The following is a 2,575-nucleotide window of genomic DNA, read 5'->3' as shown; positions in this document are numbered from 1 at the left end:
CCATCTCCCCGACTGCGTCGGTACGCCGACGCAGTCGGGGAGATGGTGGTGCTGGGGATATCCGCCTACGGGGTCTCCGTCTTCCCTCTCTCCGGCCCCGACGCGGTGCACCCCGCCGAGCGCACGGCGCGCCGCCGGGCCGCGTACCGGCTCACGGCCGCCGACAACCTCCCGCACCACATCCGCGAGGCCGCGGCCGCCGCGCTCGAAGCGATCGACGAAGAGCGCGACGTCGAGGCCCGGTCCGCCATCGAGGACCTCATGAAGGCCGTCCACGAACAGCGCCGCTCCGCCTGACCGCCGGTACGGCCCCGGGTGGGCGCCCCGCCCCGCGGTGTCCGCCGCCTCGAATCCATCGCGCCGGACGCGGCACTCGACCTCATGGCCACTGTCCGCGGTCACGACCGCGACACCGGCGCGACGATCGGGCGCCACCGCCACGCCGAGGAACTCGCTGTGCGGTATCTCCACGACGTCATCGCGTCGGCGCACCCCGGCGGCGACGGACCCGTCGGCGAACCGGCCCCGGGCCCCGCCGGAAGCGCCCCGCAGGGCCCGGCTCGATCGGGGTCCGGTCGGCAAAGCCGGCACAGGGGCGGCATCGACCCGCCCGAGCACGGGTAGACGGGACGACGGCTGCACATAAGGTGTCCTCTGCTGAGGTCTCCGCTGACCTGGCAAAACGCAGCTGTGGAGCCGATCCGGCCGAACTGGGAGCCGCCCCGTGTTCTATTACCTGCTCAAGTACGTCGTCCTGGGGCCGCTGCTGCGGCTGTTCTTCCGCCCCGTCATCGAGGGCACGGAGCACATTCCGGCGGACGGTGCGGCCATCGTCGCCGGTAATCATCTGTCGTTCTCCGACCACTTCCTGATGCCCGCGATCATCAAACGGCGTATCACCTTCCTCGCGAAGGCGGAGTACTTCACCGGCCCCGGTGTGAAGGGCAGGCTGACCGCCGCGTTCTTCCGGAGCGCCGGCCAGATCCCGGTCGACCGGTCCGGCAAGGAGGCGGGGCAGGCGGCGATCCGCGAAGGGCTCGGGGTGCTGAGCAGGGGCGAGCTGCTGGGCATCTACCCGGAGGGCACCCGGTCGCACGACGGACGGCTCTACAAGGGCAAGGTCGGGGTCGCGGTCATGGCGATCAGGGCACAGGTGCCGGTGGTGCCGTGCGCCATGGTCGGCACGTTCGAGATCCAGCCACCCGGCAAGGTCGTCCCGCGGATCAAGCAGGTCACCATCCGCTTCGGCGAGCCGCTGGACTTCTCCCGCTACGCCGGGCTGGAGAACGAGAAGGCGGCGGTCCGGGCGGTCACCGACGAGATCATGTACGCGATCCTCCGCCTCTCCGGACAGGAGTACGTCGACGAGTACGCGGCCAAGGTGAAGGCCGCCGAGCAGGCGGAACGCCCGGGAAAGTTCCCGAAACTGCGACGCTGAGGGCGGATTCGCGGTCGGTGAACCCCGCTGGTCCGGGCTCCGCACTCCCCCTAGCGTGCGGTTCATGAGCAAGGGACACGCATGGGTGCTGGGAGCGACGGGCCAGATCGGACGGGCCGCGGTGCGCTCACTCGTCGAGGACGGCTGGACGGTGACCGCGGCCTCACGCGGCGGCGGCCGTGACGAGCGCTGGGACGAGGGGGTACGCACGGCGGCACTGGACCGCGACGAGGAGGGCGCGCTCGCGGCGGCGCTCGGCGACGGCTGCGACGTACTGGTCGACATGGTGGCGTACGGGCGGCAGCACGCCCGGCAGCTGACGGACCTCGCGGACCGGATCGGGTCGGCCGTGGTCGTCTCCAGCGGTGCGGTGTACGAGGACGACCGCGGCCGCAGTTTCGATACGCAGGGCGAACCCGACGGGTCGCCCTGCTACCCGGTACCGATCCCGGAGTCGCAGCCCACCGTCCCGCCGGGCGAGGCCACGTACGGGACCCGGAAGATCCGGCTGGAACAGGAGCTCCTCGCGGCCGGCGACGCGCTGCCCGTCACGCTGTTGCGGGCGGGTGCGGTCCATGGTCCGTACTGCCGCTCACCGCGCGAGCTCTACTTCGTGAAACGCGCTCTGGACGGCCGCGCCCGGCGCGTGCTGGCCTACGGGGGAAGGTCGCGCTTCCATCCGCTCCATTCCGCCAACGCCGCCGAGCTGATCCGGCTGGCCGCCCTGCGGCCCGGCTCCCGGGTGCTCAACGCCGCCGATCCGCAGGCGCCCACGGTCGCGGAGATCGGCGAGGCGGTCGACGCGGTGCTGGGACGGGAGACCGAGACCGTGCTGATGCCGGGCGCCGCCGCGCCCGACGGGGTCGGCCTGTCGCCCTGGGGCGCCCCGCACCCCATCGTGTACGACCTGACGGCCGCCGAACGAGAGCTCGGCTACCGGCCGGTGACGGGCTATGCCGAGTCGCTCCCGGAGTCCGTCGAGTGGATCACCGCGCGGTTGGCGGGGCGCGACTGGACGGACGCCTACCCCGCCATGGTGCGGTCGTACGGCACGGGGCTCTTCGACTACGCGGCGGAGGACGCCTGGCTGGAGCGGTACGACCGTACGGGGTGAGCGCTCACGGTCCGTGGAGCGCT

3 protein-coding genes and 1 pseudogene are annotated in these 2,575 nt (G+C 72.3%); all 4 read left to right on the top strand.

The window, feature by feature from the left end; genetic code table 11:
- Positions 1-297: pseudogene (locus J1C73_RS16515) on the top strand (hypothetical protein); the annotation flags it as partial.
- Positions 298-381: 84 nt separating this feature from the next.
- Positions 382-624, top strand: coding sequence for a hypothetical protein (locus J1C73_RS16510; protein WP_207317057.1), 243 nt, complete (start codon positions 382-384; stop codon positions 622-624).
- A 100-nt stretch (positions 625-724) separates the two neighbouring features.
- Positions 725-1,438 (top strand): lysophospholipid acyltransferase family protein, encoded by a 714-nt coding sequence (locus J1C73_RS16505; protein ID WP_207317056.1) that lies wholly within the window; start codon positions 725-727, stop codon positions 1,436-1,438.
- Positions 1,439-1,502: 64 nt separating this feature from the next.
- Positions 1,503-2,552, top strand: a complete 1,050-nt coding sequence (locus J1C73_RS16500; protein ID WP_207317055.1) for an NAD-dependent epimerase/dehydratase family protein — start codon at positions 1,503-1,505, stop codon at positions 2,550-2,552.
- The last annotated feature ends 23 nt before the right edge of the window (positions 2,553-2,575 follow it).

The sequence above is a fragment of the Streptomyces laculatispora genome, from assembly GCF_017353455.1.
Classification (GTDB): Bacteria; Actinomycetota; Actinomycetes; order Streptomycetales; family Streptomycetaceae; genus Streptomyces; species Streptomyces laculatispora.
This window is presented reverse-complemented; position numbering and strand designations above follow the sequence as displayed.